The 13,568-nt window shown below is 64.6% G+C and carries 15 protein-coding genes; 9 read left to right on the top strand and 6 right to left on the bottom strand.

Annotation, left to right across the window (positions count from 1 at the left end):
* Nucleotides 1–44: 44 nt before the first annotated feature.
* The 9 genes from NCCP691_RS05050 (at nt 45) to NCCP691_RS05010 (ending at nt 7,225) form a co-directional block, all read left to right on the top strand.
* Nucleotides 45–656 carry a hypothetical protein gene (locus NCCP691_RS05050; RefSeq protein WP_220807151.1) on the top strand — a complete coding sequence of 204 codons (612 nt, stop codon included), beginning with the start codon at nt 45–47 and terminating at the stop codon, nt 654–656.
* A complete protein-coding gene (locus tag NCCP691_RS05045; RefSeq protein ID WP_220807150.1) occupies nt 653–1,174 on the top strand; it encodes a TlpA family protein disulfide reductase in 522 nt (173 codons plus the stop codon). Before NCCP691_RS05050 ends, NCCP691_RS05045 begins: the two co-directional genes overlap by 4 nt.
* Nucleotides 1,175–1,259: 85 nt before the next feature.
* The gene (gene aroQ / locus NCCP691_RS05040; protein ID WP_220807149.1) at nt 1,260–1,697 is read left to right on the top strand and encodes a type II 3-dehydroquinate dehydratase; all 438 of its coding nucleotides are present in this window, start codon (nt 1,260–1,262) and stop codon (nt 1,695–1,697) included.
* 81 nt (nt 1,698–1,778) lie between these two features.
* Nucleotides 1,779–2,246, top strand: a complete 468-nt coding sequence (gene accB, locus NCCP691_RS05035; RefSeq protein ID WP_220807148.1) for an acetyl-CoA carboxylase biotin carboxyl carrier protein — start codon at nt 1,779–1,781, stop codon at nt 2,244–2,246.
* An 87-nt stretch (nt 2,247–2,333) separates the two neighbouring features.
* A complete protein-coding gene (gene accC, locus NCCP691_RS05030; protein WP_220807147.1) occupies nt 2,334–3,713 on the top strand; it encodes an acetyl-CoA carboxylase biotin carboxylase subunit in 1,380 nt (459 codons plus the stop codon).
* A 2-nt stretch (nt 3,714–3,715) separates the two neighbouring features.
* The gene (gene prmA / locus NCCP691_RS05025; RefSeq protein WP_220807146.1) at nt 3,716–4,636 is read left to right on the top strand and encodes a 50S ribosomal protein L11 methyltransferase; all 921 of its coding nucleotides are present in this window, start codon (nt 3,716–3,718) and stop codon (nt 4,634–4,636) included.
* Between the two features lie 6 nt (nt 4,637–4,642).
* Complete coding sequence (locus NCCP691_RS05020; RefSeq protein ID WP_220807145.1) at nt 4,643–5,752, top strand: DUF3426 domain-containing protein; 1,110 nt, start codon at nt 4,643–4,645, stop codon at nt 5,750–5,752.
* Between the two features lie 39 nt (nt 5,753–5,791).
* Nucleotides 5,792–6,724, top strand: a complete 933-nt coding sequence (locus NCCP691_RS05015; RefSeq protein ID WP_220807144.1) for a carbohydrate kinase family protein — start codon at nt 5,792–5,794, stop codon at nt 6,722–6,724.
* Between the two features lie 39 nt (nt 6,725–6,763).
* On the top strand, nt 6,764–7,225 hold the full coding sequence (locus NCCP691_RS05010) for an outer membrane lipoprotein (protein ID WP_220807143.1): 462 nt from the start codon (nt 6,764–6,766) through the stop codon (nt 7,223–7,225).
* Here the strand turns inward: NCCP691_RS05010 and NCCP691_RS05005 are convergent.
* The 6 genes from NCCP691_RS05005 to NCCP691_RS04980 all read right to left on the bottom strand — a co-directional run bounded on the left by NCCP691_RS05005 (nt 7,215) and on the right by NCCP691_RS04980 (nt 13,447).
* A complete protein-coding gene (locus tag NCCP691_RS05005; protein WP_220807142.1) occupies nt 7,215–7,508 on the bottom strand; it encodes a DUF167 domain-containing protein in 294 nt (97 codons plus the stop codon). The two genes, NCCP691_RS05010 and NCCP691_RS05005, sit on opposite strands and share 11 nt — an antisense overlap.
* Nucleotides 7,505–8,047, bottom strand: a complete 543-nt coding sequence (locus tag NCCP691_RS05000) for a YggT family protein (RefSeq protein WP_220807141.1) — start codon at nt 8,045–8,047, stop codon at nt 7,505–7,507. The genes NCCP691_RS05005 and NCCP691_RS05000 overlap by 4 nt, the downstream gene beginning before the upstream one ends.
* Before the next feature lie 98 nt (nt 8,048–8,145).
* Nucleotides 8,146–8,730, bottom strand: coding sequence for a histone H1-like DNA-binding protein (locus NCCP691_RS04995; protein WP_220807140.1), 585 nt, complete (start codon nt 8,728–8,730; stop codon nt 8,146–8,148).
* 242 nt (nt 8,731–8,972) lie between these two features.
* Nucleotides 8,973–9,143 carry a hypothetical protein gene (locus tag NCCP691_RS04990; protein WP_220807139.1) on the bottom strand — a complete coding sequence of 57 codons (171 nt, stop codon included), beginning with the start codon at nt 9,141–9,143 and terminating at the stop codon, nt 8,973–8,975.
* 138 nt (nt 9,144–9,281) lie between these two features.
* Nucleotides 9,282–10,451 (bottom strand): ribonucleotide-diphosphate reductase subunit beta, encoded by a 1,170-nt coding sequence (locus NCCP691_RS04985; RefSeq protein ID WP_220807138.1) that lies wholly within the window; start codon nt 10,449–10,451, stop codon nt 9,282–9,284.
* 86 nt (nt 10,452–10,537) lie between these two features.
* Nucleotides 10,538–13,447 carry a ribonucleoside-diphosphate reductase subunit alpha gene (locus NCCP691_RS04980; protein WP_220807137.1) on the bottom strand — a complete coding sequence of 970 codons (2,910 nt, stop codon included), beginning with the start codon at nt 13,445–13,447 and terminating at the stop codon, nt 10,538–10,540.
* Nucleotides 13,448–13,568 lie beyond the last annotated feature (121 nt).

Below are 13,568 nucleotides of genomic sequence, written 5' to 3'. Positions count from 1 at the left end.
TACCCGACCCGCGCCGATCGTCCGTACAGAGTATCATCGACGCCATGAGCAATTTCACCAACAATCTGGATCAGTTGCGGGCGGAAATCGCCGCCTCCGCCGCGCGCATGATCGCCGAGGACGGCGCCGATTACGGTACCGCCAAGCGCAAGGCAGCCAGGCAGGTGCTCGGCAACACCCGGGTGCGCGGCGAGTACATGCCGGACAATGCGCAGATCGAAGAAGAGGTGCGCGCCTACAATGAACTGTTCTTCGGCGACACTCAGCCGGCGCGCCTGCTGCATCTGCGCCGCCTGGCGCTGCAGCTGATGGGAGAGCTCGGGCAGTTCAGCCCCTACCTGACCGGCGCGGTGCTCAACGGCACGGCGGGCGAGCATTCCGACATCCACCTCCAGCTCTTCGCCGACAGCGCCAAGGACGTGGAGATCTTTCTGATCAATAAGAACGTCGATTTCGAGGTATCGGAAAGCACCCATTTCAGGAAGCGCGACGAACCGGTGGAAGTCCTGAGCTTCCTCTGGAAGAACGAGGGGGTGCACCTGGCGCTGTATGAACTGGATGACTTGCGCGGCGCGCTCAAGGCCTCCGACGGCAGGCTGCTCCGCGCGGACGCCCGCGTACTGCAGGAATTGATCGACGACAGCGAGGACGCATGAAGGGGAAGATTGCCGTTTTTGCAGCGGTCGCGCTGCTGTTCGCCGGGCTCGGCATCTGGCTGGGCCATCGGCAGACCGCGCCGGCACCGGCCGAGTCGTCGGCGGTACAGACCCTGCTGACCCAGACCCTGAACGACGCCAGCGGCCAGCCCCAGCCCTTGTCGCAATGGAAAGACCGGCCGCTGGTCGTCAACTTCTGGGCGACCTGGTGCGCGCCCTGCGTCGACGAGATGCCGGAGCTGTCGGCGCTGCAGCAGGAAGTCGGAGGCCGCGGCATCCAGATCCTCGGCATCGGCATCGATTCTCCGTCGAACATCGCCGAATTTGGAACCAAGTACAAAATCAGCTATCCGCTTTATGCAGGCGGCATGTCGGGCACGGAGCTGTCGCGGCGCTTCGGCAACCAGGCCGGCGGGCTGCCCTACACCGTATTGATCGACCGGCAGGGACAGGTAAAGAAGACCTATATCGGCCGCCTGAAGATGGACGAACTGAAAACCGACCTTGCCGCCCTGTAACAAGGCCGGAACATCTTTTGTCCTTGCCAGAAAGTATGATTCGGCGGCAAAATGCGCCATCCTCGTCAAACGGAGTTGCATCTCCATGGCAAAAAACATCCTCCTGCTCAACGGCCCCAACCTCAATCTGCTGGGAACCCGCGAGCCGGAAGTCTATGGAACGACCACTCTGGCCGATGTGGAGAAGGCGGCGGCCGCGCAGGCCGCCGAAGCCGGCGCCCGCCTGACCGCTTTCCAGAGCAATCATGAAGGCGCGCTGATCGACCGCATCCACGCCGCCCGATCCGAGGCGGTGGACGCGATCATCATCAACCCGGGCGGGCTCACGCATACCAGCGTCGCGCTGCGCGATGCGCTGACGGGCGTGGCGATCCGCTTCATCGAAGTGCATATCTCCAATATCCATCAGCGCGAGCCATTCCGCCATCACTCCTATCTGTCGGCCGCGGCAGTCGGAGTCGTCTGCGGCCTGGGCGTGGACGGGTATCGGCTGGCCATCGATTTCGCGCTGAACCGGCTCTAATTTTCGTCAACTCGCCACCTACGCTTATAATCGCGTGGCGACTCACGGCAGTATCAATCTAATAAGACTGAAGGATTTCATATGGATCTACGAAAACTGAAGACGCTGATCGACCTCGTGGCCGAATCAGACATCGCCGAACTGGAAGTGACCGAAGGCGAAAGCAAAGTCCGTATCGTCAAATCCTCGAGCGCCCCGCAGAACCAGCTCGTCATGCTGCCGCAGCAGCAGATGCCGCAAACCACCGTGGCCGCCGCGCCCGCTTCCGCACCGGCGGCAGCCCCCGCGGCGCCCGCCGCCCCGGCCGAGCCGCAGGGCCATGTGGTGAAGTCGCCGATGGTCGGCACCTTCTACCGCGCCTCCGCGCCGGGCAACCCCGCCTTCGTCGAAGTCGGCTCCACCGTCAAGCAGGGCGACACCCTGTGCATCATCGAAGCGATGAAGCTGCTCAACGAGATCGATGCCGATGCCGCCGGCGTGATCAAGGAAATCCTGGTGGAGAACGGCCAGCCAGTCGAATTCGGCCAACCGCTGTTTGTGATCGGCTAGGACCGGGCCGCCGGCGGTGCCGGCGCTCCCCTTCTATATATATAGCCCGTCCTGCTCCAACCGTCGCACACAGCATCACACCCAAACATGTTCGAAAAAATCCTGATCGCCAATCGTGGCGAAATCGCGCTTCGCATCCAGCGCGCCTGTCGCGAAATGGGCATTAAGACCGTCGTCGTCCATTCGGAAGCCGACCGCGAAGCCAAATACGTCAAGCTGGCCGACGAGTCGGTCTGCATCGGCCCCGCGCCCTCCGCGCAGAGCTACCTGAACATGCCGGCAATCATCAGCGCCGCCGAAGTCACCGACGCCGAAGCGATCCACCCCGGCTACGGCTTCCTGTCGGAGAACGCCGACTTCGCCGAGCGCGTCGAAAAATCCGGCTTCGTCTTCATCGGCCCTCGCCCCGACTCGATCCGCATGATGGGCGACAAGGTCTCGGCCAAGCAGGCGATGATCAAGGCCGGCGTGCCCTGCGTGCCCGGTTCCGACGGCGCGCTGCCGGAAGACCCGAAGGAAATCATCCGCATCGCCCGCAAGATCGGCTACCCGGTCATCATCAAGGCTGCCGGCGGCGGCGGCGGGCGCGGCATGCGCGTGGTCCATACCGAGGCCGCGCTGCTCAACGCCGTGACCATGACCAAGACCGAGGCGGGCGCCGCCTTCGGCAACCCCGAGGTCTACATGGAGAAGTACCTGGAGAATCCGCGCCACGTGGAGATCCAGGTGCTGGCGGACGAATTCAAGAACGCGATCTGGCTCGGCGAGCGCGACTGCTCGATGCAACGCCGCCACCAGAAAGTGATCGAAGAAGCACCGGCGCCCGGCATTCCCCGCAAGCTGATCGAGCGCATCGGCGACCGCTGCGCCGAAGCCTGCCGCAAGATCGGCTACCGCGGCGCGGGCACCTTTGAATTCCTCTATGAAAACGGCGAGTTCTACTTCATCGAGATGAACACGCGTATCCAGGTCGAGCACCCGGTGACCGAGATGATCACCGGCGTCGACCTCGTGCAGGAACAGATCCGCGTCGCCGCCGGCGAGAAGCTGCGCTTCCGCCAGCGCGACATCGAGCTGTCCGGCCACGCGATCGAGTGCCGGATCAACGCCGAGGACCCGTTCAAGTTCACGCCCTCCCCCGGCCGCATCACCGCCTGGCATCCGCCCGGCGGTCCCGGCATCCGCGTCGACTCGCATGCCTATACCGGCTACTTCGTGCCGCCCACCTACGACTCCATGGTCGGCAAGGTGATCGCCTACGGCGCGACCCGCGACCAGGCCATCAAGCGCATGCAGATCGCGCTGTCGGAGATGGTGGTGGAAGGCATCCTCACCAACATCCCGCTGCATCGCGAACTGATGATCGACGCGCGCTTCATCGAGGGCGGCACCAACATCCACTACCTGGAGCAGAAGCTGGCGAACAAGCCGGACCTGCCGAAGGACAGCGGCAACGTGAAGAAGTAATCATGAGCTGGACTGAAATCGTCATCGAAGTCGCCCGCGAGCAGGCGGAAGCCCTGTCCGATGCGCTGATGGAAGCGGGCGCGCTGTCGGTGTCGGTGGAAGACGCGGACGAAGGCACGGAAGCCGAGCGTCCGCTGTTCGGCGAGCCCGGCATGGAGCCGACCGAGGCCGCATGGGATCGCAGCCGCGTGGTGGCGCTGGCCGAGGCCGACGCCGCGCACGGCGGGATCGTCGCCGCCGCGGCGCAGGCCGCCGGCATTCCGGATGTCCCGGCGTTCACGCTGCGCGAAGTCACCGAGCAGGACTGGGTGCGCGTGACGCAGTCGCAGTTCGAACCCATCCATATCGGGCGCCGCATCTGGGTCGTCCCCAGCTGGCACGAAGCGCCCGATCCCGATGCCCTCGTGCTGGAGCTGGACCCGGGCCTTGCCTTCGGCACCGGCAGCCATCCGACCACCCGGCTGTGCATGGAGTGGCTGGAGGAGCACGCGCCGGCCGGCGCCACCGTGCTCGACTACGGCTGCGGTTCGGGCATCCTCGCGATGGTCGCGGAAAAGCTCGGCGCCGGCACGGTATGCGGCGTCGACATCGATCCGCAGGCCATCGAATCGGCACGCTACAACGCCGAGCGCAACCGCTGCCGCATCGACTACTACCTGCCGGAAGACTTCGCCCAGGCGAAGCAGTCGGCGCGCTTCGACGTGGTGGTCGCCAACATCCTGTCCAACCCGCTCAAGCTGATGGCACCCATGCTGTCTTCGCGCGTCGCGCCCGGCGGCCGGCTCGTCCTGTCGGGCGTCCTCGCACGGCAGGCGGGTGAAGTGATCGCTGCCTATGCGCCCTTTCTGCCGCTCTCGGTCTGGGCGGAGCACGAGGGCTGGGTCGCCCTGTCCGGCACCGCCGGCCTCGACGACAGCCGGTAAGCTGCCATGGCGCTCGCAACCCAGTGTCCGCATTGCCAGACGACATTCCGGGTCGCGCACGATCAATTGAAGCTGCGTGCCGGACTGGTCCGCTGCGGCGCCTGCAAGCAGATCTTCAACGGCATTGAAAACCTGATCCGCCTGGACGACAACGGCCAGGCGGAACCCGTCCCGGCGCCGGCCTCGGCCCCGCCATCCTCGTCGCCCGCGCCATCGGCCGCGGCAACCGTTGCGCCGCCCGCTCCCGCGACTGAAACCGATCTGGCTTCGCTGCTCAACGGCAGTCCGGCTGCGACGCGCGCCGATGCCGCTGCCGGCGACGCGCCAGCAGCGCAGCCCGAGAACCCGATGCTCCGCATGACCCTGCTCGACTTCGCCCACGTGCCGCAGAAGCCGTCGGCCGCCGGTTCAGCAGAGGAAACGAAGGACGCGGCGGCACCCGACGTCCCGCCCGCCCCGCCGGCAACGGAGGAAGACCCGGTTGAGCAGGCGATCAACGACCTGCAGAGCAAACCCTGGCGCGCCAGCGCCGAGAGCGAGCCGGCGCAGGAGGCGGATCCGCTCGACCAGGCCGACGCCGCCGGGTATGAAGAGCCGGACTTCGTGCGCCAGGCGCGCCAGCGTCACCGGCTCTCCCGCATGGCGCACAGCGCGATGAGCATCGGCAGCGGCCTGCTGGTCCTGGCGCTGCTGCTGCAGACCGCAGTCGCATTCCGCGATCAGCTGGCGGCGCGCTTCCCGTCCACCCGCCCCGCGCTCGAAAGCGCATGCGGGCTGTTCGGCTGCCAGGTCGGCCTGCCGGCCCGCATCGACGTCGTCTCCATCGAATCAAGCGAACTGCAGACGCAGGGAACGGACAGCAACCGCTTCGTGCTGAGCGTGCTGTTGCGCAACCAGGGCAGCACCGTCGAAGCCTGGCCGTATATCGAGCTGACGCTCAACGACGTCAATGAAAAGCCGCTGGTGCGCCGCGTCTTCGTCCCGCGCGACTACCTGCCCGCAGGCCTCGATCCGCTCGCCGGCTTCGCCGCGCGCAGCGAGCAGTCGGTCAGGATCCATTTCGAGCTGTCCCAGGTGCAGGCCTCCGGCTACCGGGTCTATGTCTTCTATCCCTGAACTCGGCGTTCCACGCCTTTCTCCACCCATACCAAAACCATGACATCCCTTATCTGCGGTTCGCTCGCCTACGATTCGATCATGCTGTTCCAGGGCCGCTTCTCCGACGCGCTGCTGGCCGATCAGCTGCACAAGATCAATGTCTCCTTCCTGGTGCCCGAGATGCGGCGCGACTTCGGCGGCTGCGCCGGCAACATCGCGTACAACCTCAGGCTGCTCGAGGGCGATCCGCTGATCATGGCCACCGTCGGCCAGGATGCCCAGCCCTACCTCGACCGGCTCGACGCGCTCGGGATTTCGCGCCGCTGCGTGCGCGGCATCGATGCGGCCTTCACCGCGCAGGCCTTCATCACCACCGACGCGGGGGGCAATCAGATCACCGCTTTCCACCCCGGCGCGATGTCCTTCTCGCATGTGAACAAGGTCGCTTCGGCCGGCGCGGTGAAGAACGCCATCATCGCGCCCGACGGCCGCGACGGCATGCTGCAGCATGCGGAGGAATGCGCATCGCTCGGCATCCCCTTCATCTTCGACCCGGGCCAGGGTTTGCCGATGTTCAATGGCGCCGAGCTGGAGCGCTTCATTGAACTGGCGACATGGGTGGCGGTCAATGATTACGAGGCCGAACTGTTGATGGAGCGAACCGGGCTCACGCTGGAGCAGATCGCGCAGCGAACCACTGCGCTGATCGTCACCCTCGGCGAGCAAGGCGCGCACATCCATACCGGCGGCGAGCGCATCGAGATCCCCTGCGTGCAGGTGGACAAGCCGGTTGACCCGACGGGCTGCGGCGATGCCTTCCGCGCCGGCCTGCTCTACGGCCTGAGCAACGGCATGGACTGGCTGACCACCGGACGACTGGCGAGCCTGATGGGCGCCATCAAGATCAGTCATCAGGGCGGGCAGAATCACAGCCTGACCCGTGCCGACATCGAAGAACGCTTCCACGCGGCCTTCGGCTATCGCTTCTGATGCCGGGCACGCGGCGGAGCTAGTCAAGGAGGGAACCGGATGAAAAGCAGGATCGCAAGCATGCTGGCCTGTGCCGTACTGCTTGGCGCCTGTGCCTCGCGCGAGGCGCCGGTCACTTCATCCACCCAGGGAACGACGCTGGTGCAGACCGGCCAGGTGACCGAGGTGCGGGACGTGGTGCGCCAGGGCGGGCGCGGCTCCGGCATCGGCTCCTTCCTCGGCGCGATCCTCGGCGGCGTCGCCGGCAGCAATATCGGCAGCGGCACAGGCAGCACGGTGGCCAGCATCGGCGGCGCCGTGGCCGGCAGCATGGCCGGGCAGCGGGCGGAGGAATCCTCGATCAGAAGCGGCAGCACCGCCGTCACGGTGCGCCTGGAGAGTGGCGAAGTGCGCAGCTTCCAGCTCGAGCCCGGCGAGAACTACCGGGTCGGCGACGTCGTCCGCGTCACCACCGCCAACGGCATCTCCCGTCTCAGCCCCGCCCATACCATCAGCCGCTGAGCAGGCGCCCCTCGGCGTCCGCGACGGAAAGCGGCGCGGCTACCCGCACCACCTTGCGCTTGCTGGTCTGCCCATGCAGCAGCGTCACGGCACTCTTCGGAACACTCAGCCTGTCGGCAAGAAATCGCAGCAGCGCCTCATTGGCCCTGCCCTCGATCGGCTGCGCCTGCAGCCGGATCCTGAGGGCATCGTCATGCACGCCGCAGATTTCGTTCTGCCTCGCGTTCGGCGCCAGCTGCACCGCGATCCGCAGACCGCCATCCGCGGCACTGCACCAGCTCATGCCAGCGACATGATCAGCGAGGTCACCACCATGAGCGCAATGCGCAGCAGGATCAGGGCAACCAGCGGCGACAGGTCGATGCCGCCGATCAGCGGCACGACTTTACGCAGCGGCCGCAGCAGCGGGTCGTTGAGCGCGCGGATGAAAGGCGCCAGCGGCGCATGCGGATTCACCCAGCTGAAGATGGCTTCGATGATGAGCAGGCCCATGAAGCCGTAGAACACCCACTCGAAGAATCGGATCAGGGACATGAGGACCAGCAGCTCGACCGAGAAGCCGATGAACAGCGCAAGCTGAATGCCGACCGCGAGCAGGATGACCAGGAAGGCAGCGATCAGGCTGGCCCAGTCATACCCGCCGACTCCCGGCAGCAGCCGACGCAGCGGTCGCACCAGCCAGTCGGTCAGCTGAAAGATGAACTGGCCGAGGGCCGACGGCGGACGCACGCGCACGACCTGCATCCAGAAGCGCAGCAGCAGCACGCCTCCCAGAATGGCCGCAACGGTGTCGACTACCAACGTAAGTATGCTGTTCAGCACGTTTCCGATCTCCCAAAGAAAAAGCCCGTTGTGCAGCACGGGGCCACGCAACGGGCATTTTGCCTGAACTTAATCAGGCGCGTGAGCAAGCTCGCCGATTACGGACGGGTGCCGGTCGGGAACGGCCAGGCCGCTGCCGGGTTCAGCACGGTCTTCGCTGCGGGAGCAGCTGCGGGCTTTGCTGCCGGCTTGGCAGCTGCCTTCTTCGGAGCGGCAGCCTTCTTCGGCGCTGCGGCTTTCTTGGCTACCGGCTTGGCGGCGGCCTTCTTCGCTGCAGGCTTCTTGGCGGCGGCGGCTTTCTTCGCTACCGGCTTCTTGGCAGCTGCGGCCTTCTTCGCTGCCGGCTTCTTGGCGGCTGCGGCCTTCTTCGCTACCGGCTTCTTCGCTGCGACCTTCTTGGCGGCGACCTTCTTCGCTGCCGGCTTCTTGGCGGCTACGGCCTTCTTCGCTACCGGCTTCTTCGCTGCGACCTTCTTCGCTGCCGGCTTCTTGGCGGCTGCGGCCTTCTTCGCTACCGGCTTCTTGGCGGCTGCGGCCTTCTTCGCTACCGGCTTCTTGGCAGCTGCGGCCTTCTTCGCTACCGGCTTCTTGGCGGCTGCGACCTTCTTCGCGGCCGGCTTCTTCGCTGCGGCTGCCTTCTTCGCGGCAGGCTTCTTAGCAGCTGCTTTCTTTGCTGTTGCCATTTGTTTCTCCTTCACGTGATGAGAAAGTTCAAATTACGAGGTTGGGAAACCCGCACGTCCCATCGCGATGAGCCGTCCGGATTATTCATCGGCACAAGCAAGCTTCTGCTTGCGACAATGAATTCGGCACCAGCTGAACTGCTGCATCACCTCTTCATGCAGCACTTCAGCCTCATTTGGCTGCGTCACTCTTCGTCAGTCCGCCGCTGCACCACGGTGGCGCTGGAGGACTGGCCGCGCGCTCAGTTCGCGCCGCGGTTCTCGCAGCCAAAAAAAACGCCGGCCACAATGCCGGCGTCGGAATACGCACCACGGAAAACCACCAGGTTTTCCAGAGCAAAAGCCGCCTTCCCCGACAGAGTCAGGGTCAGCGGCGAATACAGAGATGAGCGATACGTTCGTCTACTGTCCATCAGTTTGGTGTAAGCCCCTCGGGTTTACATGTCGACCCGGTTGCCGGTCTGCTGCCCCGGCCTGGTGTGTCTCTCGGGTCGACTGCTGTCTCCACTTGCTACGCTTTGCTTCGCACTGCAGGACGCTGTCTTTGCTTCTTATTCCCAGTTCAGCGCGCCGCCGGTCTGGTATTCGATCACACGCGTCTCGAAGAAGTTGCGCTCCTTCTTCAGATCGATCATCTCGCTCATCCAGGGGAAGGGATTCTCTTCCTGCGGGAACATCGGATCGAGACCGATCTGCTGTGCGCGGCGATTCGCTATGAATCGCAAGTACCCTTTGAACATTGGCGCATTCAAGCCGAGCACTCCACGCGGCATTGTATCCTCTGCGTAGCGATATTCCAACTCCACGGCCCGCAAAAACAACGATTTAATCTCTTCGCGGAAGTCGGCGGTCCACAGATGCGGATTCTCGAGCTTGATTGTGTTGATGAGGTCGATCCCGAAATTGCAGTGCATCGACTCATCGCGCAGGATGTATTGATACTGCTCAGCCGCGCCCATCATCTTGTTCTGACGGCCGAGCGCGAGGATCTGCGTGAAGCCCACGTAGAAGAACAGACCCTCCATCAGGCAGGCGAACACGATCAGCGAACGCAGCAGCGTCTGGTCGGCTTCGACGGTGCCGGTCTTGAACTCGGGGTTGGTCAGCACATCGATGAACGGGATCAGGAATTCATCCTTGTCGCGGATCGAGGCGACCTCGTGATAGGCGTTGAAGATCTCGCCCTCGTCGAGGCCGAGCGACTCCACGATGTACTGATAGGCATGCGTGTGGATCGCTTCTTCGAAGGCCTGGCGCAGCAGGTACTGGCGGCACTCGGGCGCGGTGATGTGGCGGTAGGTGCCGAGCACGATGTTGTTGGCGGCCAGCGAGTCGGCGGTCACGAAGAAGCCGAGGTTGCGCTTGATGATGCGGCGCTCGTCCTCGGTCAGGCCGTTCGGATTCTTCCAGAGCTCGATGTCGCGCTGCATGTTGATTTCCTGCGGCATCCAGTGATTCGCGCAGCCGGCCAGGTACTTGTCCCAGGCCCACTTGTACTTGAACGGGACCAGCTGGTTGACGTCGGTCTGGCCGTTGATGATGCGCTTGTCGGCGACATTGACGCGGCGGGTGTCGGCGCTGGCGACGCTGCCCTGCGAGACCAGCGCCGGGTTGAGCGCGGTATTGGTCAGCTGCGCATTCACTTGCGCCGGGGGCGTGGCCGGCTGCGGAACGGGCGCGGGCCGGGCGGCAGGAGCGACTTCGTCATCCCAACTAAGCATATTCAATCTTCCTTACAGGTATTTGTCATGTGACGGAGCATGCCGGCGCCTCGCGTTGCCGCGCGGCGCCGGCCCATCGGTTCATCTTACTGGCAGGCTTCGCATTCTTCAAAGCCGGGATCGCCGGGACGCAGCATGCAGGCCGGACCTGCGAGCTCGTCGGCCGGGACCGTCGCTGCCGGCGCGGCGGCGGCAGCCGCCGGTGCCATGTTGGCGGACACCGCGTTGAGCGCGCCGGCCTTGGTGGTCGACTTCTCCGCATGGGTCGCGCCGATGGTGCGCAGGTAGTAGGTGGTCTTCAGACCGCGCAGCCATGCCAGCTTGTAGGTCTCGTCGAGCTTCTTGCCCGAGGCGCCCGCCATATAAATATTGAGCGACTGCGCCTGGTCGATCCACTTCTGGCGGCGGGAGGCGGCCTCCACCAGCCACTTGGGGTCGACCTCGAAGGCGGTGGCGTAGATCTCGCGCAGGTCCTGCGGGATGCGGTCGATCTTGGCCAGGCTGCCGTCGAAGTACTTCAGGTCGGCGACCATCACCTCGTCCCACAGTCCGCGCGCCTTGAGGTCGCGTACGAGGTACTCGTTAATCTCCGTAAACTCGCCCGACAGGTTCGACTTCACATACAGGTTCTGATAGGTCGGCTCGATGCAGGCGGAGACGTCGATGATGTTGGAGATCGTCGCGGTCGGCGCGATCGCCACGCAGTTCGAGTTGCGCATGCCGTGCTCTTTGATGCGTGCGCGCAGGGCGCTCCAGTCCATCGACTCCGAGGTGTCGACCTCGAGATAGCCGCCGCGTTCCTCGGCCAGCAGCCTGAGCGAGTCCTGGGGCAGGATGCCGCGGTCCCACAGGGAGCCCGGGTAGGAGCTGTAGCGGCCGCGCTCTTCTGCCAGCTCGGTCGAGGCCCAGTAGGCGTAGTAGCAGACGGCTTCCATCGAACGGTCGGCGAACTCCACCGCGTCCATCGATGCGTACGGCACCCGCATCATGTGCAGGCAGTCCTGGAAGCCCATGATGCCCATGCCGACCGGACGATGGCGCAGGTTGGAATCGCGCGCCTTCTTCACCGCGTAGTAGTTGATGTCGATCACGTTGTCGAGCATGCGCATCGCGGTGCGGATGGTCTTCTGCAGCTTGGCATGGTCGAGTTTGCCGTCCTTCATGTGCGCCGGCAGGTTGACCGAACCCAGGTTGCAGACCGCGATCTCCGAGTCGTTGGTGTTGAGCGTGATCTCGGTGCACAGGTTGGAGCTGTGGACGACGCCGACGTGCTGCTGCGGGGAACGGATGTTGCACGGATCCTTGAAGGTGATCCAGGGATGGCCGGTCTCGAACAGCATCGACAGCATCTTGCGCCACAGGTCGAGCGCCTGCACCTTCTTGAACAGCTTGAGCTCGCCGCGGGCGGCCTTGGCTTCATAGCCGGTATAGGCTTCCTCGAAGGCGCGGCCGAACTTGTCGTGCAGGTCGGGCACGTCGGACGGCGAGAACAGGGTCCACTCGCCCTTTTCCATCACGCGCTTCATGAACAGGTCGGGAATCCAGTTCGCGGTGTTCATGTCGTGGGTGCGGCGGCGGTCGTCGCCGGTGTTCTTGCGCAGGTCGAGGAATTCCTCGATGTCCATGTGCCAGGTTTCCAGGTAGGCACAGACGGCGCCCTTGCGCTTGCCGCCCTGGTTGACCGCGACGGCGGTGTCGTTGACCACCTTCAGGAACGGGACCACGCCCTGCGACTTGCCGTTGGTGCCCTTGATGTGGGCGCCGAGCGCGCGCACCGGGGTCCAGTCGTTGCCGAGGCCGCCGGCGAACTTGGCCAGCAGCGCGTTTTCCTTGATCGCTTCGTAGATGCCTTCCAGGTCGTCGGAGACCGTGGTCAGGTAGCAGGACGACAGCTGCGAGCGCTGGGTGCCGGAGTTGAACAACGTCGGCGTCGAGCTCATGAAGTCGAACGAGGACAGCAGGTCGTAGAACTCGATGGCGCGGGCTTCGCGGTTGATCTCGTTGAGTGCCAGGCCCATCGCCACGCGCATGTAGAAGGCCTGGGGCATCTCGATGCGGGTGCCCTGGATGTGCAGGAAGTAGCGGTCGTACAGGGTCTGCAGGCCGAGGTAGCCGAACTGCAGGTCGCGCTCGGGCTTGAGCGCCTCGGCCAGCTTATTCAGGTCGAACTGGGCGAGCTTGGGATCGAGCAGGTCGGCGTCGATGCCCTTTTTGATGAATTTCGGGAAGTACTCTATATAGTGTGCGGCGGCGTCGGCCTGGGCGACTTCCTGGCCGAACACTTCCTTGCGGACGGTATGCATCAGCAGGCGCGCGGTGACCTTGCTGTACGCAGGGTCCTTTTCCATCAGTGCGCGGGCGGCCAGGATCACCGACTTGTGCAGTTCCTCGACCGGCACGCCGTCGTACAGGTTCTTGACGCTCTCGGCCAGGATCGCTTCGGCATCGACATGCTTTTCCAGGCCGGTGCAGGCGGCCTTGATCAGCGCGCGCACTTCATTGATGTCGAGCGGACGGCTGCGGCCATCTTCCACCACGTGCAGCTGCGGCGCATCGGAGGGGCTGGCGGCCTGCTGCTGCGCGCGCTCTTCCATGCGCTTGGCGCGGTACAGCACGTAGGCGCGGGCGACATCGTGTTCGCCGGAACGCATCAGCGCCAGCTCGACCTGGTCCTGCACGTCTTCGATGTGGAAAGTGCCGCCTGCGGGCTGGCGGCGCACCAGCGCGGTCACGACGCCGGCGGTGAGCTGCTCGACGAGTTCGCGCACGCGTGCCGACGCCGCGCCCTGCCCGCCGTTGACGGCGAGGAAAGCCTTGGTCATGGCGATCGAAATCTTCGACGGCTCGAAGCCGACGACCGCGCCGTTGCGGCGGATGATCTTGTAGTCGCCGAGGCTGACGTTGAGGTTCGCGGTGCTGCCGGCCGAAGCGATGTCAGCCTGGGGAGGGACCAGCCCTGCGGTGTTGTTGATGGAAAGTTCTTGCGTTGAGTGCATCTCGCCTCCTGATGTATCTCGACAGCGTGCGCTGCAGATGGTTATTGATTGGAACGGCGGCCGCCGCCAGCGTTCATGACGATCATGCAAATCCGCCCCCGCGGCGAGTGCCGCATGAAAT

The organism is Noviherbaspirillum aridicola, from assembly GCF_019656455.1.
In the GTDB taxonomy this organism is placed as follows: domain Bacteria; phylum Pseudomonadota; class Gammaproteobacteria; order Burkholderiales; family Burkholderiaceae_D; genus Noviherbaspirillum; species Noviherbaspirillum aridicola.
The sequence above is the reverse complement of the archived record's forward strand: the minus strand, read 5'-3'. Positions and strand labels throughout refer to the sequence as shown.